We start from the raw sequence: 21,059 nt of genomic DNA, 5'->3' as shown, positions 1-21,059 counted from the left end.
CTTCACGCGTCAAGCGCTCAGTTCGTACCGAGTTCAGTTCGTACCGATCTTCGCGAGCAGATCCACGATCCGGCCCTGCACCTCGGTGCTCGTGGAGCGCTCCGCGAGGAACAGCACCGTCTCGCCCGAGGAGAGCTTGGGCAGTTCGGCCTCGTCGAGCCCCGCCGAGGTGTAGACGACGAGCGGGGTGCGGTTCAGCTTTCCGTTCGCCCGCAGCCAGTCGATGATCCCGGCGCGCCGGCGACGTACCTGCATCAGATCCATCACGACCAGGTTCGGCCGCATCTGCTGCGCCAGGGTCACGGCGTCCGTGTCGCCTTCCGCGCGCGCCACCTGCATCCCGCGCCGCTCGAGCGTGCCCGTCAGCGCCGCCGCGATGTCGTCGTGGTCCTCGATCAGCAGGACCCGGGACGGGTGCTGCTCGCTGTCGCGCGGAGCCAGGGCCTTGAGCAGGACGGCGGGGTCGGCTCCGTACGCCGCCTCGCGCGTCGCCTGCCCCAGACCGGCCGCCAGCAGCACCGGCACCTCGGCCGCCACCGCGGCCTCCCGAAGGGACTGCAGCGCGGTACGCGTGATCGGGCCCGTCAGCGGGTCGACGAAGAGGGCCGCGGGGAACGCGGCGATCTGTGCGTCGACCTCCTCGCGCGAGTGCACGATCACCGGCCGGTAGCCCCGTTCGCTCAGCGCCTGCTGCGTGGCGACGTCCGGTGCGGGCCAGACCAGCAGCCGGCGCGGATTGTCCAGCGGCTCCGGGGGCAGCTCGTCGTCCACCGGGAGCGGTACGGGCTGGTTCGCGACCTCGACCGCTCCGCCGGGGCCGTCGAGGAGCTCGGGCCCCTCGGCACCCTCGTCCGGGGCGCCGATGGCGTACGCCCTGCCCTCGGTCGCAGTGGCGAGCCGCTGTTGGGCCTGCTGGGTCTGCTGAGGGAGCAGGCTCGGCTGCGCCTGCTGGGGCAGGGCCGATGCCTGCGGGTGCGGTCGGGCGCCCGCCTCCGGAAGCCCCGGGGCGGCGGTCGTCTCATTGTCGTCCTGCCGGGTGGCCAGCTTGCGGCGGCGCGCAGCGGCGGGGGGCTGGCCCTGGCCGAGCGGCTGGCCTGCTTCGAGCGACGGGTTCGGGGTGAGTGACTGGTTGGCGCCCAGGGACTGCTTCCCGGCGAGCGACTGGTTCCCCGCGAGTGACTGGTTCCCGGCGAGCGACTGATGTGCGCCCGGCGACGGGCCGCCGCCCAGGGACCGGTTGGCTCCCAGCGACCGGTTGCCTCCCAGCGACGGGTTCTGGCCCGGCTGCTGTGCCTGCGCCGCCTGCTGGGCGAACGGCACGCCCTGCCCGAGCGTGCGGACGCTGAACGACCTGCCCTGCGAGGCGTCCGCGGGCAGCGGCTGTGCCTCCGCCGGCAGTGGCTGTGCCGCAGGAAGCGGCTGAGCCGACGGCAGGGGCAAGGAGCCGGACGTGTCCGTCTCGTTTTGCGCCGGCACCTCGGGGTGCTCGGAACGTGCGTCGCCGCGCCCGCCCGGCAGGGGATGCGGCTGCGCCGGGGTGTGATCGGCATCGTGCGTGGCACCGACGGCGTCGTGGCGGCCCGCGTCGGAAGCGGCCGCCTCCTGCGTCGGCACCCGGTCGGCCTCCGCGGGCGGCAACGCGAACGCGCTGCGCGCCTCCCCGCCCTCGGCGCCGACGGCTCGGCCCTGTGCCTGGCCCAGCGCCCGGCGCGCGCGCCGTCCACCCGACTGAGCGATGGCACCGGCGGGCTCCAGTGCCGCAGGCCCGGTGCCGGCCGCCCCGGTGTACGTGTCGCTCTCCGGCGCGACGGGGATGGCGGGCGCGATGCCGTGCGCGGGCACCGGCACGGGCCCTTCGACGGGAGCGGCGGGTTGCCCGGCCGCGGCAGCCGGATCGCCCGGCTGCCCGTGGACCGGATCTCCCGAAGGAGCCGCGGGCAGGCCCGCGGGCGGGACGACCGTGCCGGAAGTGCCTGCGGGCAGGCCGGTGGACGACTCGTCCGGGCCGTCGCCGGAGGAAGGCTCCTGGGCGGAGTCGGGCGCCGTGGGCACGGGCGGCAGCGCGGGAAGCGCCGCCCGGGCGGCCCGGCGCGCCCGCCGGCCGGTGGGCTGGGGCAGCCCGGCGGCCTCCGGACCGACGCCCTGGGGCGGCACCGTCGAACCCAGTGCCGGCCTGGCATTCGCGGCCGCGCCCTCCGCGCCGGTGACGACGACGGCTTCGGCGGGGCTGGGGCGCCCGCGCCGGCGGCCGGTGCCGGCGGCGACCGCAGGCGCACCATCCGTAACGGGGTCGCCCGTACCGCCACCGTTGTCGTGCTCGGCCGCGGCAGCCCTGCGGCGGCCCGACGGTTCACCGGACGGCGACGGCGACGGCGACGGCGAGGGCTCCGGCGACGGTTCCGGGTCCATCGGGCTCTCGAGGAAGGCGTCCGTGCTCGCACGGCGGGCCCGGGCACGCCGCCGGCCGCCGCCCGACGTGGGCTGTGCGGGCGCGGATCCCTCCGACCCGGCGGAATCGGCAGGGTCGCCGGATGCGGCCCCGGCCGGTGCGGGCGGGGCCACGATCCCCGCGCCCTCGCCGAGCGGCACCTCGAGCACATAGGCGCTACCGCCCGTCCCCGGCACCTCGTGCGTCTGCAGCACACCACCGTGGGCGGTCACGATCCCGTGGACGATCGGCTGGTGCACCGGGTCGCCGCCGGGGTACGGGCCGCGCACCTCGATCCGTACGACATCGCCGCGCTGTGCCGCCGCGACCACGATCGTCGAGTCGACGTATCCGCCGCCGGACGCCGCCACGACGCGGGTCCTGCCGGTCGAGTCGACCCCGGCGACATCCGCCACGAGATGCGCCAGTGCCGTCGCCAGCCGGGCCGCGTCCACTTCGGCCTCGATCGGCGGGGCGTGCACGGCGAACTGGGCCCTGCCGGGGCCGATCAGCTCCACCGCGCCCTCGACACCGGCCGCGACGACCCCGTCGAGCAGTGCCTTCGCCCGCTGAAGCGGCTCGGCGCCCGTGTCCAGGCGCTGGAAGCCCAGCACGTTGTCGACGAGGGTGGTCATCCGGGCGTAGCCGGCGGCCAGGTGGTGCAGGATCTGGTTGGCCTCGGGCCACAGCTGCCCGGCCGGGTCGGCGGCCAGCTTGCCCAGCTCGCCGCGGAGCTCCTCCAGCGGTCCGCGCAGCGACTCGCCGAGCACCGCGGTCAGCTGGCTCAGCCGGGCGTTCGCCGAGGCCTCGCGCTCGGCGCGCTCCTCGGCCTCGGCCGCGTACCGCTCCGTCTTGTCGGCGATCTCCGCCGTGTGCCTCTCGACCAGCTCGGCCAGCTCGGTCGTGTGCTTCTCGGTCAGTGCCGTGGTCTCGGCCGTGTACCGCTCGTCGCGCTCGGCGATCTCCGCTTCGTGCTTCTCGGACAGCTCCTCGTAGGGCCGCCGGTCGGTGAACGTCAGCACCGCGCCGACCAGCTGCTCCCCGTCCCGCACGGGCGCGGTCGTCAGGTCGACGGGCACCTTCTTGCCGTTCTTGGCGTACAGCACCTGCCCGCGCACCCGGTGCTTGCGGCCCGATTTGAGGGTGTCGGCGAGCGGCGACTCCTCGTACGGGAACGGCTCGCCGTCCGGCCGCGAGTGCAGGATCAGCGGGTGGAGCTCATTGCCGCCGAGATCGCTGGCCCGGTAGCCGAGGATCTGCGCGGCGGCCGGGTTCACCAGCACCACACGGCCGTCGGTGTCCGTGCCGACGACGCCCTCGGCGGCGGCCCGCAGGATCATCTCGGTCTGGCGCTGGGAGCGGGCGAGTTCGGCCTCGGTGTCGAGGGTGCCGGAGAGATCGCGGACCACCAGCATCAGCAGTTCGTCGCCGGTGTAGCTGCCCATGCCGCCGCCGGCCGACGCGTACGCCTCGCGGCCGTCCTCCAGGCTCGCGCTGGTCACCTCGACCGGGAAGTCGCTGCCGTCCGTGCGCCGCGCCATCATCCGGGCCGGCTTGGTCCGGCCCCGCTCGTCGGCGGAGTCCGGCAGCCGCATCGAGCCGGGGATCAGCTTGGAGTCGAAGGACGGCAGCAGGTCGAGCAGCCCTCGCCCCACGAGTGCCGTACCCGGTGTCTCGAACATCTCCAGGGCGATGGTGTTGGCGTTGACCACCGTGCCGTTGCAGTTGACGAGTACGAGCCCGTCCGGAAGGGCGTCGAGTATGGCTGCGAGGCGAGCAGCGCCTCGGGATGGCCTGCTGCTCACGACGACGCTTCCTCCCTGACCAACTGCATCTTGCGGACGGCCGGCCCCATCCTGCCTCTCGGGCCGCGGCCTGTCACTGGAAGCGAGTCTAAGGGCAGGGGGCGGGCACGGGCGGTGGATGAGGGGGAGCTCTCACTGAGGTTCTGTGCCCATGGGGAGAACCTCGGGCCTCTCGGGCGGGGACGCCGGCCGGAGTCCCGGGCTGTCCCGGTCGACGTCCCGTGATTGACCGGGGTGTTACGAGCGGGCGGTCGGCAGGACCGGCTCCATGGTCCGCCACCTGCCGATCTCGCAGCCGTTGCGGCGGTCGAAGGTGGTGTCCACGGGGCGGCCGCGCCAGGTGCCGGTGACGTGTGCGGTGGCCGGGCCGCCGTACTGGTTCGTGCACACGGTGTCCTCGCCCACCGGCGCGAAGGGGTCCTTCCCGCCCTGGCCGAGCCGGTCCAGCCGGTCGCAGGCGGACTTCGCCTCGGGGTGGGTGCCGCCGGCGGGGCCGCAGGTCAGCTCGTACGTGCCGTCGGCCTTCGGGTTGCCCGTGCGCGAGGTGGTCACGGTGAGCCGGTCGGCCGGGTCCTGCGGCTGCAGCAGCGGGATCGGCAGAGCGTCCGCCGTGTCCGACGCGGACGCGACGGGAACGACGGCGAGGAGAATGGCCACGGATGCCGTGGCGGTGAGGGCAAGGCGGCGCAGCATGGATGCTCCTGGATGGTCATCGACGAGGGGCGGCGACCGCCCCGGCATCTCTAACGCTCCGCGCGGCCGTGCGTTGCGCAACCGGGGCTGACCCGAGTGGGCACCCGCACGCGCGCGGGTCATTTCGGGCCGGGACATCGGACGCCGTGATCCCGGAGGTCATCGGGACGACGACCGGCGGCCGGTCCACCGGCACGCGGACAGAAATGCTCTTTGCCCCGGGCCCCGCGCGCCTAGTACCGTGGGGAGCGATTGGTGACAACCCACCCGGCTGTGTCATCATCTGCACGCACCATTCGCGCTCGCGCGGGTGGAGCTGGAGGCGTCGCCTAGTCCGGTCTATGGCGCCGCACTGCTAATGCGGTTTGGGTCTTAAAGCCCATCGAGGGTTCAAATCCCTCCGCCTCCGCACCAACACCGAAGCCCTGGCCCGACGGCCGGGGCTTCGGTCGTTTCCGTCCCGGGTGCGCACCGCCGGTGTGCGCCGTTCCGTCCCGGTTGTGGCCCCCGTCTCATTCCCGTCCCCGAGGGTTGCGCGCGCTCTGCTCCATGGGTGGGCGCAGATGCGGCTGTCCGGGCGTTTTCGCAGGTCAGGCGGGGTGCGGCTAATGGATTTCGTCTGGCGGCGCAGGTCATGTAATGTTGTTCCCGCAACGCCGACCAGGCAGAAAAGCCCGGAAAGCCAAGCACTCGTAGCTTAACGGATAGAGCATCTGACTACGGATCAGAAGGTTGCAGGTTCGAATCCTGCCGAGTGCACAGCAGACCAGAAGCCCTGTGGAGAGATCCACAGGGCTTCTGGCTTTTGCCTTGACGGTCCGGCCCGATGGTGAAGTGCACGGGCTGCACGTCGTCGTGGGCTCGGCCCTTGGCGTGTAGCTCGGCCAGTGCCTCTGCGCAGCCGAGGGCCACGGCTGGCCGCCGTCTTCTTGCACTGGGCATACCCGGGACTCAACGAGCTCTTGGAGGAGCGAGCGATCGGGGGCTGCGCAGTCCGTATCGCACTCGGTGACGCGGACAGCTCAAACGCCCAACAGCATGGCGAGGAAGAGAAGTTCAGCCACGCGCCGTCAGGCGGTCGCCTCGCGCTGCTGCACCGGCGCCCCCTTGTCGGGGTTGCCTGGCATCGAGGGAAACGGCCCGGACGTGGAGATCACCCGGCTCGTAGGGGCATGCACCGGCCCGCGCCATGTCATCGCCACGCCGCCCGGCTGCCGGCAACGCTGACGGCAAACGCGGCACACGCCGACCCTGGCGTGACCGCCGACGATCACGTCAGGAGAGGGCGGACTCGCGCTTCACCGAATGGGCTCACGCCGACCGCGGTCCGTGGATCAGCAGGATCAGCCCGTCCCGCCGGTCCGCTGATCGCCTCGGCCATGAAGGGGTGCGGTAAGCCCATGAGCATTCGCTGAAGCCGCTGCGGCCGAGGCAATTCCATTACCTTTTAATCGCCTTAATTCCCACTTCAAGAGTGGCGGGCTGCAGGTTGGAATACGCCGCATTGGTCGTTCCTCTTATCGCGTCAGCGGGTCAGCTTGTCTTACGGCTCCTGCAATCACACAGTGCAGTTCGAGCGGCAGGATCCGAATCCAGGTGACCACACGCCGAGCGGGCGGTGAACCGCTTTCATCGCCACTGCTGCCGTTGTCCGTCTGCCGTAAGGACCAAAAGGTGAGGAAATGAAAAGGGTATACGCCTTTTTGCCGGCCGTCGCGGCGGTGGCCGCAGTACTTCCGGCTGCACCCAGCCATGCCGCGTCGACGCTCGTGGTTTCCGCCAGCGGACCAACGGCAAACTGCCCTAGCGCCACCTTCACGACAATCGGGGCCGCCGTGACCGCTGCGGCGGCCGGGGACACCATCCACGTCTGCCCTGGCACCTACAACGAAATCGTCAACGTCAACAAGGCGAATCTCACGCTGGAGGGCGAGACCACTCTCCCGCCGGACTGTGATCAGTTCGCCGAGCCGGACCCGGCGGTCGATTCCATCATCGAGGCCACGAATGCCACCGGCGCGGGGATCGTCAACCTTCAGGAAGACGGCATCCGGTTCCAGGGCTTCACGGTCCAGAACAACCAGGGTTCCACCTTCGGTGGCTACGGCATCAACACGTCCGTCAGCCACTCCGGCTACGTCGTCACGAACAACGTGATTCAGGGCAATCCGGCGGGGATGTACTTCAACGCGAACGGCGTGGCACCGTCCGAGGTCGCGAACAACTGCATTCGTCTGAACAACACGGGCTTTCCGGTCCAGCCCGCGGCCGGTAACGGCATCTACTCCGACCAGGGCCTGGACAACGCGGTGATCCACGACAACGCGTTCTTCCAGCACGAAAACGGCGCGATCACCCTCGACAAGTTCCAGAACATCGTGCGGGTCAACGTCCATCACAACGTCTCGCACCAGGACTACACGCTGCTGAACATCTTCCGCTCGACCGACAGCGTGGTGGCCGACAACCAGTCCGTCGGCAACGCCGGACCCGCAATCCTGATCGGAGACGACAACCACGGTCTCCAGATCCTGCGGAACAACATCCAGGGAAGCTATGACGGCGTGCGCTCGGTGGCCTTCGCGCCCCCAGTGAGCGATCAGGTCCAGATCAGCGAAAACACCATCAGCAACGTTTCGCACGACGGGATCACCGCGGACTCGAACTCGCTGACCAATTCCACCATCTCGGACAACTCCGTGACCGGTAGCGGGCATGACGGCATCTTCATCGGGGACGACGGCGGCAACGGCGGCAACCAGATCACCGGCAACGTGCTGCAGAGCAGCGTCCTGTTCGACTGCGAAGACCTCACCACCGGTACCGGTACGGCCGGGACGGCGAACACCTGGACGGCCAACCAGGCCGCGACGAGCAACCCGGCGGGTCTGTGCCCCCCAGTCCCGAAACCCAACCTGACCATCAAGAAGACGCACAAGGGGCACTTCAAGGAGGGGCAGCAGGGCACGTACACCATCACGGTCGGCAACACCGGACCCGCCTCCACGGACGGCAGCACGGTCACCGTCCACGACGTCCTCCCCGCAGGACTGACCGGTGCGAGCATGTCGGGGACCGGATGGACCTGCACCGTGGCGACGCTGACCTGCACGCGCAGTGACGCCCTGGCCGCTGGGGCCAGCTACCCGCCGATCACGCTCACGGCCGACGTGCCGTGTGACAGTGAGACGCGGGAGGCCATCGACACCGTGACAGTCACCGGGGGCGGCGACAGTGCCACGCACACCGCGACCGACCCCACCAGGATCAGGAAGAACGAGCACTGCGGCGAGTGCACGTCCCACAAGCACGGTCATCACAGTGGTGGCAGACGGCCGTAGTCACGGCCGGCCGGTGCAGTTCTCCGGTCGACGACATCGGCGGAGTGGATGAGTACGGCGGTGGGAGCAGCGAGGAGAACGCGCCTGATCCTGCCGAGTGCACACCGACCGAAGCCCCCTCGGGATCATCCCGCAGGGGGCTGTGTCGTGCCGTGCAGCAGCGATGTACAGCGCGACGGCGCTGATCGTTGTCAGCCGGTGAACCTATCCGGTCACAGCACCAGGACACCTTGCCGATCGTGGCGCGCACCCCTGAAGAGCCCGGAATGCGCGAGGCTCATGAGGCTCTTACCGTAGGAGGGCAAACCGCCGACTCGTGGGTTTCCCCTGTTCACGGTCATGCGCGTGTCGGCGCCCCAGCACCGGAAGGCGGTCCAGATATGGCAACTGCGTCTGACGCTCCCGTCCTCGACACACTCGCCGCCATGACCATCGACTCCATCGAGCGGTGTGGTCTCGACGGGCAAACGCTCATCCTGACCCGCATCGCCGCCCTCGTCGCCATGGACGCACCTGCGATCTCGTACCTGGCCCACATCGATCCCGCGATGAAGGCGAACCTGACGGCCGAGCAAGTGCAGGACGTGCTCGTGGCGATCGCCCCCGTTGTGGGCACCGCACGGGTCATGTCGGCCGCAAGCCACATCACGGAGGCATGTGGATTCGCCATCGCGCTGGCGGAGTCCGAAGCAGAGTCCATCGCCAGGGCCGAAGCCAAGAGCCGGAAGAAGTCCTGAGCGGAAAGGCCCTGTGGAGTGATCCACAGGGCCTCTCGCTTTTGCCGTGACGGCGGTGCGTGACGGCGGTGTGTGACGGCGGGTGTGTGACGGCAGCGAGTCGATCAGTCGGGCAGCCGGTCGACCAGCCAGGTGGCCAGTTCCTCGGTGATGGCGGTGTGCGCCGTCGTGGTGGAGGAGCAGACGAACTCGTCGACGTCGCTCTCGTCCGGGGGAAGGTCGTCGACTTTCGCGTACAGGTCCTTCTGCTGGTCGATGTCGCGGATCGAGACGGCGCTGACGGACGGGACGAAGCAGATCTCCTCGTGGCGCAGTTCGACCGTCGCGCCGAGCTTCTTCAGCATGTCGGCGAGGATTCCGTACGAGCGCAGCGTGCCGCCCGGGGCGCCGTCGAGTTCCGGGAAGCCGGTGGTCTGGATCGTCTTCTCGGCCGGGGGGAACATGCGCTTGAGTTCGGCGACGGTGACGTCCTTGCCCTGGGCCTGGGCGTAGAAGGTCGTACCGGGGTAGATCCGCTCGACCTTGAGGGCGGTCTCGCCGGGCGGGATCGCCAGGCCCGTGCCGTCACCGCGGCCGTTGGCGAGGGCCAGGATGCGGGGGATCCGGGGCCAGTTGCCCATCCGATTCAACTGCTCCAGGAATTCGGTGCGCTCGGGTGCGATCCCGATCTCTCCGGTCTCCGGGTCGTAGTGCCGCCAGAGCATCTGCCGGGCTGCAGGGCTGTTCATCTGCCGGGCGAAGTCGTTCGCGACGGGGATGAAGTGCGCGAACGCCTGGAGCCCGACGGGTACGACGCCCCCGCGGTGCGGGCTGTCGTAGGAGAAGTACATACGGGTGTGGTGATCCATCCGCTGCGTCTCCATCTTGGCGAGCGCGTAGCGGGTGATCATGCCGCCCATGCTGAAGCCGCCCACCGTCATCGGTGCACTGCCCAGTTGCTCGGCGATGGTGCGCATGATGGCGGCGGTCGCTGCCTCGGCGTTGTGCAGGATGGAGGCGCTGCGCTCGTCGAAGCCCAGCAGGATGACGTCCCTGCCACGGCGGCGCAGCTCGGTCAGCAGGGGGTAGTCGCGGTCGAGGCCGGCGTACAGCCACTTCAGGTCGCTGCGGCCGAGATTGAAGCCGTCCGCCATGATCACCGGCCGGACGATGCCCTGGTTGCCCTCGCCGTAGAAGACATGGGCGAAGCCGCCCGGAAGCGGCCACTCCTCGTCGGGCTCCGGGACCGGATAGGGCAGTTCTACGGGTGGCGTGGAGCTCAGTGGACCGGCGAGTGTGAACGCCCCGACGCCGTGCTCCGCCTGCTCGCCCTGCTGCTGGGACAAGACCGTCTCCTTCCGGCTCCGCGCAGGGCGCAGCAGCCCGCCGGAAGCGGGCTGGAAGGCTGCGGAGTGCGCGAAGACGGACCCACATCAGCACACCGGAACGTGTCTCTGCCGTGGACGCGTCGAGCCCTTCATCCGTAAGGGGCAACGAGGGTGGGAGGGGCTTGCCGCGGATGCTTCACCTGTATGGAGCAGCACGCTCCTCGACAGCGAGACGGAGCCCGAGACGGAGCCCGGAGACGGAGTCCGAGACGGAGCCCGGAGACGGAGTCCGAGACGGAGAAGCGGGTGGATCGTGGTCGGATTGGACCGGGCCGAGTCCGCCGCGGGAGCCTGGGAGGGTTCCGCCTCGCTCGCTTCCGCCGGGCGTTGCCCGAGTGATCGACCCGACCGTGTGGAGGTGCCGGCCCATGAGCAGCGGCCGCTGGCAGTGCCGGGGCATGGGGTGGGCCCCGGGCGACGGCCCGGCCCTGCGGTGGGAGCGTGGCGGGGAGCGCCGCCGCAGCACGCTCTCGCCCGGGCAGTGGATCGGCTTCCGTGCCGTCGGCGAGCGCGGCTGCCTCGGGGCACGCGGGAACGCATGCCCGCTCGGAGCCGTCGTGCCGGGGCGCAGTACGGGAGGCCGCTGCCCCGAATGCGCGCGGCTGGAACGGGCCCACTCCGTTGCGGCCGACACCGTCGCCGACGATCCGCGGCCGTACCGCGTGTACCTGGCCTGGTTCGGACCCGGGATGGTGAAGGTGGGGATCACCGCGGAGGAGCGGGGTGCGGCGCGGCTGCTGGAGCAGGGGGCGGTGGCGTTCGGCTGGCTGGGGCGCGGGCCGCTGATGGCGGCGCGGCGCACCGAGGAACTGCTGCGGGCCGCGCTGGGTGTACCGGACCGCATCCCGTACGCGCAGAAGCGGGCGGTGCGCGCGATGCTGCCGGAGACACCGGGCGACCGTGCCGTGGAGATCACGGAGCTGTACGCACGGGCCGTGGCGCTGGAGGCCTGGCCGGAGGCGCTGGAGCGGGTCGCGTTCGAGGTGGTGGACCACGTCGGGGCGTTCGGGCTGAGCGGAATCCCGGCGGCGTCGGGCGTGGTGCGGGAACTGGTGGCCGGCGGGACCGTCGCCGGCCGGATGCTCGCCGCGGCGGGGCCCGATCTGCATCTCCTCGTCTCCGACGGCCGGGCGGTCGTCGTCGACACCCGGGTGATGGCGGGGTGGGAGCTTGTGGCGGCGGAGGCCGGGGCCGGAGTGACCGTGCCCGTCGACGAGCTGCCCCGCGGGGTGCAGGACGGCCTCTTCTGAGCGCAGGCATGGTGCGGAGGCCGGCGACGGTAAAGACTTCGATCCCTTTGGACCGGGAGCCTGGACACCGCATCGACGCACGTCGGAGGGTGTTCGACATGAGCGATCACCTTGTGGCGGGGATCGAACCGCCTTACTACACGGTCGTGTTCACCTCCCATCTGAGACCGGACCCCGACGGTTACGCCGAAACCGCCCAGCGCATGCAGGAGCTCGTCGCACAGGTGCCGGGCTTCCTCGGGTACGAGTCCGCCCGTACGCCGGGAGGTCTCGGGATCACCGTCGGATACTTCCGGGACGAGGACTCCATCGCCGCGTGGCGGAGGAGCGTGGAGCACCAGGGCGCCCAGCGGCGCGGCCGTGCGGAGTGGTACGAGCGGTACAGCGTCCATGTCGGCCGGGTGGAGCGGAGTTACGGATTTGAGCGCGAGTAGGGACACCGGCGGCGGGAGCGTCGACGAGGCCGCGGCGGTGCGGGCGTTCTGGCAGCGGCTCGGGCTGCCCGGACTCGTCGACGTCCACACCCACTTCATGCCCGAGCGGGTGCTCGACAAGGTGTGGGCGTACTTCGACGCGGTGGGTCCGCTGACCGGGATGGAATGGCCCATCACCTACCGGGAGGAGGAGGACCGCAGGGTCGGTCTGCTCCGGGAGTTCGGGGTCCGGGCCTTCACCGCGATGCTCTATCCGCACAAGGCGGGGATGGCGGAGTGGCTCAACGGCTGGGCCGCCGGCTTCGCCTCCCGCACGCCCGACTGCCTGCACACCGCGACCTTCTTTCCCGAGGAGGGCGTGGAGGGCTATGTCCGGCGGGCGGTCGAGAACGGGGCGCGTGTCTTCAAGTCCCACCTCCAGGTCGGCGCGTACGACGCCAACGACCCGCTGCTCGACCCGGTCTGGGGCCTGCTCGCGGAGGCCGGGATCCCGGTGGTGGTGCACTGCGGTTCGGGTCCTGCGCCCGGGAAGTACACGGGGCCCGAGCCGGTCGGGCGCCTTCTCGCGCGGCATCCCAGGCTGCCGCTGATCGTGGCGCACATGGGGATGCCCGAGTACACCGACTTCCTGGACCTGGCGGAGCGCTACGGGGAGGTGCGGCTCGACACGACGATGGCGTTCACGGACTTCAGCGAGAGGTTCAGCCCGTTCCCGGTGGGCGAACGGGCGCGGCTCGCGGACCTCGGAGAGCGGGTGCTGCTCGGCACGGACTTCCCCAACATCCCGTATCCCTATCTGCACCAGCTGGAGGCGCTGGAGCGGCTCGGCCTCGGGGACGACTGGCTGCGAGCGGTCTGCTACGAGAACGGCGCCCGGCTCTTCCTCTGACTCCGGCCGCCGGGCGGGTCCGCGACCAGGGAATCCCCAGGGAGATTCCCGGAGGGATTCCCTGGGAGATCCGCACTGCCTGCCACTCGGGACCCAAAACGCGAAGGCTCCATGCGGAGCCACGAAGTATCCGCCTACCGAAGTCCCCATCGCCAGCCGTACTAGTCCATTCGGAGGAATTGCGAGGTGTGTCGGTTGGCGGTATGACTCTCGGGAAGAAAGAGGCTGTCCTGTGATCCTGGGCGGCTCGGGTGTCCCCGATTCGAGAAATGCCGACCCGCATGGGGGAAGTCCGGCGCCGTTCCGCAGCCGCCCGATACGGCTGACGAGACATTGATCCTGATCCCGCACGGATCAATGGCGGATGGTACGTCCTGAACAGCGACAATCGGTTCACATCCCCAGAGGGCACAGAAGCTGTGACCACCTCCTCGTCTACGACTGACGCGATCGAGGCAGTGGCGGGAGGGTGTGACACCGCTGGAGAACTCCAGGCTCGCGCTCCTTGAAGATCGACCGCAGCGACTGCGGTCGGACCGCAAGCCGGACCGGTTCTCGACGGACACGGCCGGTGCTGTCACCGGCATGGACGACGAACAGAGGGGTGACTGCGTTGAGATCGCTCTATGTCGCGTGGTGGAACGTGGAGAACCTCTTCGACGAGGAGCACTCCCCACGGCGCAGTGAGAAGCTCACCCGGGTGCTGGGCAGCGACCTGCGCGGGTGGACGCCGGAGCTGCGGGACCGCAAGATCGCCCAGCTGGCGTCGGTGATCGCCCAGATGAACACGGGCAAGGGGCCGGACCTGCTGGGTGTGTGCGAGATCGAGAACGAGTTCGTCATGCAGGAGCTGGCCGCGGCCGTCAACGCGCTCGTGCCCGGGCGCAGCTACGAGGTGGCGCACGCCGACACCTCCGATCAGCGGGGCGTCGATGTGGCGTTCGTCTTCGACGCGGCCCTGTTCACCGCACCGGCCGATCAGCGCTTCCAGCACGTGGTCATGCGCCGTACCGGAACCCGAGAGATCCTCCAGGTCAATTTCCAGACCGCCCAGGGCCGCACTTGGACCGTCTTCGCCAACCACTGGCCCTCCCGCCGCGGTGGCCGGATGGAATCCGCCGCCTACCGCGCCGTGGCCGGTGAAACGCTCGCCTATTTCCACGAACGCACCCTCGAAGTCCACGGCCCCGACACCCCGGTACTGGTCATGGGCGACTTCAACGACGAACCCTTCGACACGTCGCTGATCCAGCACGCCTTGAGCACCCGGCAACGCAAGAAGGTCGTCAACGCCACCACCACACACCCACTGTGGAACCTCATGTGGCCGCTCCTGGGAACCGACGACCACACCGACCCCAACGGCAACGACGGCACCGTACGGCCCGCCGGCACCTTCTACTTCGAGAACCAGGCCAATGTCCTCGACCAGTTCCTGGTCAACGAGAACATGCTCACCGCCGGCGCCCCGCTGCGCGCCGATGCGGCCTCCGTGCACATCGTCACGCACCCACCGGGCATGGTCGGCACCGGACGTTATCCCGTACCGGTCCCGTTCGGCGGGATGGGCAAACCCATCGACAAGGACGGCTACTCCGACCACTACCCCATAGCCATGCGCGTCCACGCAGCCGACTGATCACCGGCCGACGACCGCACGGCCTTACCGCGACTCGCGCACCGCGTCCGCGCCAGGGGATTCTCAGGGAATTCACAGGAAGGGGAAAGGCGGCTCTCACCGGGCGGGCCCAGGGTGGGACCATGACGACGACCTCTCCTCTGGGACGTACCGAACTGCGCAGGCCGGACGGTGGCCCCGTCCGGGTGCTCGTCGTGGACGACGAGACCTCGCTCACCGAGCTGCTCTCCATGGCCCTGCGCTACGAAGGGTGGGAGGTACGCAGCGCCGGCGACGGTGCGGGCGCGGTGCGCTCGGCACGCGACTTCCGTCCCGACGCCGTCATCCTGGACGTGATGCTGCCCGACATGGACGGGCTGGCCGTCCTCGGCAGGCTGCGACGGGAGCTTCCCGATGTGCCGGTGCTGTTCCTGACCGCGAAGGACGCCGTGGAGGACCGGATCGCGGGACTGACGGCGGGCGGTGACGACTACGTCACCAAGCCGTTCAGCCTGGAGGAGGTCGTGGCGCGGCTGCGCGGACTGATCCGGCGCTCGGGGGCGGCGGCGACCGCACGCAACGAGTCGCTGCTGGTCGTCGGTGATCTCACCCTCGACGAGGACAGCCACGAGGTGAACAGGGGCGGGGTGGGCATCCACCTCACCGCGACCGAGTTCGAGCTGCTGCGCTATCTGATGCGCAATCCGCGGCGCGTGCTGAGCAAGGCGCAGATCCTCGACCGGGTGTGGTCCTACGACTTCGGCGGTCAGGCCAATGTGGTGGAGCTCTACATCTCCTATCTCCGGCGGAAGATCGACGCGGGCCGTTCGCCGATGATCCACACCCGGCGGGGCGCGGGCTATCTGATCAAGCCAGGTGAGTAGCCGGATGCGCGGTGGCGATGGCAGTGGCGATGCACGTGGCAGTGGCGGTGGCGGCGGCAGAGCCGGGGCCAGAGGCCGGAGGTGGTCGCTGAGGGCCCGCCTGGTCGTTTCCGCTCTGTCACTGATCGCGGTCGTCGCGGCGGTGATCGGCACGGTCACCACGGTCGCATTGCGCAGCCATCTGTACGGACAGAAGGACGACCAGCTGCACGACATCGCGAGGCGGGCGGCCCTACCTCCGCCGGGCATGCTGCCGCCGCCCGATGACCCGCTGAAGTTCGTGACCGGCGCAGCCGCTCCGATCGGTACGGTCGGCGCGGTGGTGGCCGCCGACGGATCCGTCACCGAGAGCGTCGTCTCGCTGCAGAAGGACACGGACGGCAGACCGGATCTCACGGGACGTGCGCTGTCGCCCCAGCAACGCGGGGCGCTGGCGGACGTACCGCGCGACGAGGAACCGCACACCGTGGCGCTGCCGGGGCTCGGCGACTACCGCGTCCAGTACAAGGCGGGCGAGAAGGGCACCTTCCTGATCGGCGTACCGCTCGGTGAAGTGCAGAGCACCGTCGGCACGCTCGTCCTCGTCGAGGTCTGTGTGACCGGCGCCGGTCTGATCGCCGCCGCACTGGCGGGTGCCGCCCTGGTCGGGGTGGCGCTCAGGCCGTTGCGCCGGGTCGCCGCGACCGCGACCCGGGTGTCCGAACTCCCCTTGCACAAGGGGGAGGTGGCGCTGCACGAGCGGGTGCCTGAGGCAGAGGCCGATCCGCGTACCGAGGTCGGGCAGGTCGGCGCGGCGCTCAACCGGATGCTCGACCATGTCCACTCCGCACTGCACGCGCGGCAGGAGAGCGAGACCCGGGTGCGTCAGTTCGTCGCGGACGCCAGCCATGAGCTGCGTACCCCGCTCGCCTCGATCCGCGGATACGCCGAACTCCCGCGCCGCAGCCGGGAGGAGACGGGACCCGACACCCGGCACGCGCTGGGGCGGATCGAGTCGGAGGCCACGCGGATGACCGGCCTGGTGGAGGATCTGCTGCTGCTGGCGCGGCTCGACGCGGGCCGCCCGCTGTCGCACGAGGACACCGATCTCACGATGCTCGTCGTGGACGCCGTGAGCGACGCCCGCGCCGCGGGCCGCGAGCACAACTGGCGCCTCGCGCTGCCCGACGAACCCGTGACGGTACGGGGCGACGGCGCCCGGCTGCACCAGGTGCTGGTCAATCTGCTGGCCAACGCCCGCACCCACACCCCGCCGGGGACGACGGTCATCGCCCGCGTGAGACCGCTCGACCGGGGCCGGACGGTCGCCGTCGAGATCCACGACGACGGGCCGGGCATTCCGCCCGAGTTGCTGCCCCGTGTCTTCGAGCGCTTCGCACGCGGAGACGCGTCCCGCTCGCGGGCGGCGGGCTCCACCGGGCTGGGGCTGGCGATCGTGCGGGCCGTCGTCGCCGCGCACGGTGGCTCGGTCACCGTCGAGAGCCGGCCGGGGGACACGGTGTTCGCGGTCCGGCTGCCGCTGGGGGCCGGCGAGCCGTCGGCCCCGCCGTCGGGTCCGCGGTCGTCGAACAACTCCTTGCGGGAACGGCCGTTGGCGGCCGGGCCGTTGGTGCCGGCGGCGTCGGAGGGACCGGCCGTGGCCGGCGTGCCGCGCGACTCACAGGCAGGGCACAGGCTCACCACACAGCCGTGACAGCCGCCCTGGCGAGAGTCGGGCCATGCGAACCGATAGTGCACCGGGCACCTTGCCGGCGCGGGAGCATCTGCCCGTCGGGGCGGCAGACATCCCCGTTCTGGACGTGGTGATCCCCGTATACAACGAAGAGAAGGACCTGGAGCCGTGCGTGCGGCGGCTCCACGGTCATCTGGCCCGGACGTTCCCGTACGGATTCCGGATCACCGTCGCCGACAACGCGAGCACCGACCGGACGCCCGAAGTGGCGGCGGCGCTCGAGGCCGCGCTTCCGGAAGTGCGGGCGTACCGGCTCGAGCAGAAGGGGCGCGGGCGGGCCCTGCGGACCGTCTGGAGCGACTCCGACGCCCCCGTGCTGGCGTATATGGACGTCGATCTGTCCACCGACCTCAACGCGCTGCTGCCGCTGGTCGCGCCGCTGATCTCCGGTCACTCGGACCTGGCGATCGGCTCGCGGCTCGCGAGGTCGTCGCGGGTGGTGCGGGGGCCGAAACGGGAGATCATCTCGCGGGCCTACAACCTGATCCTGCGGGGCTCGCTCGCGGCGCGCTTCTCGGACGCCCAGTGCGGATTCAAGGCGATACGGCGCGAGGTGGCCGAGCGACTGCTGCCGATGGTCGAGGACACCGGCTGGTTCTTCGACACCGAACTGCTGGTGCTCGCCGAGCGGGCGGGACTGCGGATCCACGAGGTACCGGTGGACTGGGTCGACGATCCCGACTCCACGGTGCACATCGTGAGCACGGCGGTCGAGGACCTCAAGGGCGTGTGGCGGGTGGGTCGGGCGCTGGCGTCCGGGGCACTGCCGCTGGACCGGCTCGCCCGGCCCTTCGGCGACGACCCGAGGGACCGGAGCCTCAGCGGGGTGCCGGGAGGGCTCGCCCGGCAGCTGGTCGGTTTCTGTGTGGTGGGTGCGCTCTCGACGCTGTTCTACCTGCTGCTGTATTCCGCCTTCCGGGCGGGCTTCGAGCCGCAGGCCGCGAACGCCGCCGCGCTGCTGGTTTCGGCCGTCGCCAACACCGCGGCCAACCGGCGGCTGACCTTCGGCGTACGCGGACGTGAGCGGGCGCTGCGGCACCAGGCCCAGGGGCTCGTGGTGTTCGGCATCGGGCTCGCCCTCACGAGCGGATCGCTCGCCGCGCTCGGCGCGGCCACCGACGCGGCTTCCCACGGTACGGAACTGGCGGTCCTGGTCGTCGCCAACCTCGCGGCGACGGTGCTCCGGTTCGTGCTGCTGCGGGCCTGGGTCTTCCCGGACCGCCGTGAGAGCGCGCCCGCGGTCCAATCCGGACCGGCGTCCGCACCCGCGGTCCAATCCGGACCGGCGTCCGCACCCGCGGTCCAATCCGGACCGGCGTCCGCACCCGCGTCGGCCAAGCGCCCGTACGGCGGGCACCGCGACCACGGCGACCCATGGACGGGCCGGTACGGCGAGTACGACGACGAGACCACCCGCCTGCGCCCGGTGCCCTCCGGTGACGAGCCCACGATGACGACAAGGACCCACGGATGACGACGACACCGGGCAACGCCCTCTTCGGCCGGAACGACGCTCTGCCCGGGCCTGCCCCCGCGACGGCCGAGGCGGGCAGGGGACCCATCGGGGGCGCGGTAGCCCGCTTCCGGCGAGGCCGCCCCGAGGACGCCGCCTGGGTGCGGCCCGCACTGATCGGGCTGCTGCTGCTCACCGCCGTGCTCTACCTCTACAACCTCGGTGCCTCGGGCTACGCCAACTCCTTCTACAGCGCCGCGGCCCAGGCGGGCAGCGAGAGCTGGAAGGCGTTCTTCTTCGGATCGTCCGACGCCGGGAACTCCATCACCGTCGACAAACCCCCGGCCGCGCTGTGGCCGATGGCCCTGTCCGTGCGGCTGTTCGGGCTCGGGTCCTGGCAGATCCTGATGCCCGAGGTGCTGATGGGCGTGGCGACGGTCGGTGTCCTGTACGCGGCCGTGCGCAGGCGTTTCAGCCCCGCGGCCGGACTGATCGCGGGAGGCGTGCTGGCCCTCACCCCGGTCGCAGCGCTGATGTTCCGCTTCAACAACCCCGACGCGCTGCTCGCACTGCTGATGACCGTGGCGGTCTACTGCGTGCTGCGCGCCCTCGAGGACGCCCGGACGAAGTGGCTGCTCTGGGCGGGTGCCGCGCTGGGCTTCGCGTTTCTGACCAAGACCCTCCAGGCTTTCCTCATCCTCCCGGCGCTCGCGCTGGTGTACGCGGTGTGCGCGCCCACGACTCTGCGGCGGCGGCTCGGGCAACTCGCCCTCGCGGGCGGGGCGTTGATCGTGTCGGGCGGCTGGTGGGTCGCGATCGTCGAACTGTGGCCGACCTCCTCGCGCCCGTACATCGGCGGCTCGCAGTCCAACAGCTTCCTGGAGCTCACCTTCGGCTACAACGGCCTGGGCCGGATCAACGGCAACGAGACCGGCAGTGTGGGCGGCGGTATGCGCGGTGGCGGTATGCCGGGCGGCGCCGGCGCCGGTGATGCCGGTATGGCCGTCGGCGGTGCCGGGATGCCCGGCGGCGGGGGCGGGGGCGGCCGTACGGGGATGTGGGGCGAGAGCGGCATCGGACGGATGTTCAGCGACGGCAGCGGCGGTCAGATCTCCTGGCTGCTGCCCGCCGCGCTGATCCTGCTGGTCGTCGGGCTCGTGCTGACCTGGCGCGGCCGTGTGCACCGTACGGACACCGTGCGGTCCGCGTTCCTGGTCTGGGGCGGCTGTCTGCTGACGACCGTCGCGGTCTTCAGCTTCATGGCGGGGATCTTCCACGAGTACTACACGGTCGCGCTCGCCCCGTACATCGCCGCACTCGTCGGTATGGGCGCGACGATGCTGTGGGAGGAGCGGAACCAGTTCGCTGCGCGGGCGGCGCTGGCGGGTACGACGGTGGTCACGGCGGTGTGGGCGTACGTCCTGCTCGGCCGGACGCCCGACTTCGTGCCCTGGCTCGGCGTGCTGGTGCTGATCGGCGGGCTGGGTGCGGCGGCCGGGCTGCTGTTCGCCGGGACCGCCGGCCGGCGGCTGACGCTGGTCGCGGCGGGGCTCGCCCTGGCGACCGCGCTCGCGGGGCCGCTGGCGTACACGTTCTCCACCGTCGACTCCGGTCATCAGGGCTCGATCGTGACGGCGGGCCCGGCGTCCGCGCAGCGCGGTCCGGGCGGCGGCCGGGGGCCCGGCGGTCAGATGGGTGGTCCCGGTGGGCCTGGTGGTGGCGGGATGATGCCGCCGGGCATGGGCGGCGGCCAAGGCCAAGGCCAAGGTCAGAGTCAGGGTCAGGGGCAAGGCCAAGGTCAGGGGCAGGGGCAGATGCCCGGCCAGGGTGGTCCGGGTCAGGGTCAGGGCCAGGGAGGTCAGGGCGCCGGTGTACCCGGTGGCGGTAACCCCGGTGGTGGGATGCCGGGTGGCGGCATGGGGCAGCCCCCGACGGGTGGACAGGGCCAGAACCAGGGCCAGTTGCCCGGAATGGGCCAGGGCCAGGGCGCCCAGGGCCAAGGCCAGAGCCAGGGCGGCGGGCAGCGCGGCGGAGGCCGCAGCGGTATGGGCGGTCTTCTCAACGGCGCCACCGTGGACGCCGCCACCACCGCCAGGCTGAAGGAGAACGCCTCCTCCTACACCTGGGTCGCCGCCACCATCGGCGCCCAGAACGCGGCCAGTTACCAGCTCGCGACCGAGGAAGCGGTCATGCCGATCGGTGGCTTCAACGGCACCGACCCGTCTCCGACCCTCGCGCAGTTCAAGCAGTACGTCGCGGCGGGGAAGATCCACTACTTCATCGCGGGCGGCGGCGGTATGCCCGGCGGAGGCAGGGGCGGAGGCAGCAGTAGCGAGATCTCCACCTGGGTCGAGGAGAACTTCGCCCAGATCACGGTGGGTGACACCACGCTCTACGACCTGACCGCCGAAAAATAGCGCTATACAGC

General features: G+C 70.8%; 11 protein-coding genes, 2 tRNA genes and 2 pseudogenes. 12 read left to right on the top strand and 3 right to left on the bottom strand.

The genetic code is table 11. The features are described from left to right. Window positions 1-33: 33 nt before the first annotated feature. On the bottom strand, window positions 34-4,233 hold the full coding sequence (locus tag ACTWOL_RS18395; protein WP_474297815.1) for a hybrid sensor histidine kinase/response regulator: 4,200 nt from the start codon (window positions 4,231-4,233) through the stop codon (window positions 34-36). Between the two features lie 237 nt (window positions 4,234-4,470). After that, window positions 4,471-4,926, bottom strand: coding sequence for an SSI family serine proteinase inhibitor (locus tag ACTWOL_RS18390; protein ID WP_474297814.1), 456 nt, complete (start codon window positions 4,924-4,926; stop codon window positions 4,471-4,473). A gap of 318 nt (window positions 4,927-5,244) precedes the next feature. On the opposite strand from ACTWOL_RS18390, the gene ACTWOL_RS18385 reads away from it, so the two are divergent. The 4 genes from ACTWOL_RS18385 (at window position 5,245) to ACTWOL_RS18370 (ending at window position 9,004) form a co-directional block, all read left to right on the top strand. After that, window positions 5,245-5,335, top strand: a tRNA-Ser gene (locus ACTWOL_RS18385). Window positions 5,336-5,612: 277 nt separating this feature from the next. Continuing rightward, a tRNA-Arg gene (locus ACTWOL_RS18380) sits at window positions 5,613-5,685 on the top strand. 1,076 nt (window positions 5,686-6,761) lie between these two features. Further along, complete coding sequence (locus ACTWOL_RS18375; protein WP_474297813.1) at window positions 6,762-8,267, top strand: hypothetical protein; 1,506 nt, start codon at window positions 6,762-6,764, stop codon at window positions 8,265-8,267. A 380-nt stretch (window positions 8,268-8,647) separates the two neighbouring features. Continuing rightward, the gene (locus ACTWOL_RS18370) at window positions 8,648-9,004 is read left to right on the top strand and encodes a carboxymuconolactone decarboxylase family protein (protein ID WP_474297812.1); all 357 of its coding nucleotides are present in this window, start codon (window positions 8,648-8,650) and stop codon (window positions 9,002-9,004) included. 104 nt (window positions 9,005-9,108) lie between these two features. Here ACTWOL_RS18370 and ACTWOL_RS18365 read toward each other — a convergent pair whose 3' ends face one another. Beyond that, window positions 9,109-10,329, bottom strand: a complete 1,221-nt coding sequence (locus ACTWOL_RS18365; protein ID WP_474297811.1) for an esterase/lipase family protein — start codon at window positions 10,327-10,329, stop codon at window positions 9,109-9,111. A gap of 410 nt (window positions 10,330-10,739) precedes the next feature. Between ACTWOL_RS18365 and ACTWOL_RS18360 the strand changes: the two genes are divergently transcribed. From ACTWOL_RS18360 to ACTWOL_RS18325, 8 genes and pseudogenes are all read left to right on the top strand, one after another. Beyond that, a complete protein-coding gene (locus ACTWOL_RS18360) occupies window positions 10,740-11,621 on the top strand; it encodes a DUF2797 domain-containing protein (RefSeq protein WP_474297810.1) in 882 nt (293 codons plus the stop codon). A gap of 98 nt (window positions 11,622-11,719) precedes the next feature. Then, a complete protein-coding gene (locus tag ACTWOL_RS18355; RefSeq protein ID WP_474297809.1) occupies window positions 11,720-12,055 on the top strand; it encodes an antibiotic biosynthesis monooxygenase family protein in 336 nt (111 codons plus the stop codon). Continuing rightward, entirely contained in the window at window positions 12,042-12,944 is a 903-nt protein-coding gene (locus ACTWOL_RS18350) for an amidohydrolase family protein (RefSeq protein ID WP_474297808.1), read from the top strand. Before ACTWOL_RS18355 ends, ACTWOL_RS18350 begins: the two co-directional genes overlap by 14 nt. A gap of 604 nt (window positions 12,945-13,548) precedes the next feature. Continuing rightward, window positions 13,549-14,583 (top strand): endonuclease/exonuclease/phosphatase family protein, encoded by a 1,035-nt coding sequence (locus ACTWOL_RS18345; RefSeq protein WP_474297807.1) that lies wholly within the window; start codon window positions 13,549-13,551, stop codon window positions 14,581-14,583. Window positions 14,584-14,705: 122 nt separating this feature from the next. Then, a complete protein-coding gene (locus tag ACTWOL_RS18340) occupies window positions 14,706-15,446 on the top strand; it encodes a response regulator transcription factor (protein ID WP_474297806.1) in 741 nt (246 codons plus the stop codon). A 4-nt stretch (window positions 15,447-15,450) separates the two neighbouring features. Then, window positions 15,451-16,980: pseudogene (locus ACTWOL_RS18335) on the top strand (sensor histidine kinase); the annotation flags it as partial. 184 nt (window positions 16,981-17,164) lie between these two features. Then, window positions 17,165-18,379: pseudogene (locus tag ACTWOL_RS18330) on the top strand (bifunctional glycosyltransferase family 2/GtrA family protein); the annotation flags it as partial. A gap of 269 nt (window positions 18,380-18,648) precedes the next feature. Then, window positions 18,649-21,048 (top strand): glycosyltransferase family 39 protein, encoded by a 2,400-nt coding sequence (locus ACTWOL_RS18325; protein WP_474297805.1) that lies wholly within the window; start codon window positions 18,649-18,651, stop codon window positions 21,046-21,048. The last annotated feature ends 11 nt before the right edge of the window (window positions 21,049-21,059 follow it).

Source organism: Micromonospora sp. IBHARD003, assembly GCF_056106285.1.
Note: the sequence above shows the minus strand (reverse complement) of the source record. Positions and strands in the feature narration are given on the sequence as shown.

Excerpts from the sequence above, each read along its gene's own strand:
- ACTWOL_RS18390 (WP_474297814.1), bottom strand. The coding sequence starts at position 4,926 with ATGCTGCGCCGCCTTGCCCTCACCGCCACGGCATCCGTGGCCATTCTC.
- ACTWOL_RS18370 (WP_474297812.1), top strand. The coding sequence starts at position 8,648 with ATGGCAACTGCGTCTGACGCTCCCGTCCTCGACACACTCGCCGCCATG.
- ACTWOL_RS18360 (WP_474297810.1), top strand. The coding sequence starts at position 10,740 with ATGAGCAGCGGCCGCTGGCAGTGCCGGGGCATGGGGTGGGCCCCGGGC.
- ACTWOL_RS18355 (WP_474297809.1), top strand. The coding sequence starts at position 11,720 with ATGAGCGATCACCTTGTGGCGGGGATCGAACCGCCTTACTACACGGTC.
- ACTWOL_RS18340 (WP_474297806.1), top strand. The coding sequence starts at position 14,706 with ATGACGACGACCTCTCCTCTGGGACGTACCGAACTGCGCAGGCCGGAC.
- ACTWOL_RS18325 (WP_474297805.1), top strand. The coding sequence starts at position 18,649 with ATGACGACGACACCGGGCAACGCCCTCTTCGGCCGGAACGACGCTCTG.